Source organism: Shewanella sp. SG44-2, from assembly GCF_014164215.1.
Classification (GTDB): Bacteria; Pseudomonadota; Gammaproteobacteria; order Enterobacterales; family Shewanellaceae; genus Shewanella; species Shewanella frigidimarina.
The window spans coordinates 1-227 of sequence record NZ_JACJEU010000121.1 but is presented as its reverse complement, the minus strand read 5'-3'; the positions used below and the strand labels follow the sequence as shown (position 1 = coordinate 227).

The 227-nt window shown below is 59.0% G+C and carries 1 protein-coding gene; it reads left to right on the top strand.

Going from position 1 to position 227, the window contains the following annotated elements; genetic code table 11:
* Positions 1-227 (top strand): hypothetical protein (locus tag H5181_RS21015; protein ID WP_182751905.1); only part of this gene is annotated, 227 nt, incomplete at both ends.

Sequence of the window (227 nt, the reverse complement as noted above, 5' to 3'; positions counted from 1 at the left end):
GTTGATGTCACCGCGCAAGTGATTGATATCGCCGGTAACCCATCTGCGACTGCTACCGACAACCAGCCTGTGGACAATGTCGCCGCACCTGCACCCACCGTTGAATTCAGCGGCATGGGCAGCGACGGTATCTTCAACAGCGATGAGATCGGCAGCGACGGCACTGTGACCGCGACCGTGACGCTAGCGACGGGCACCCAAGTTGGCGACACCTTGATTGTCACTGA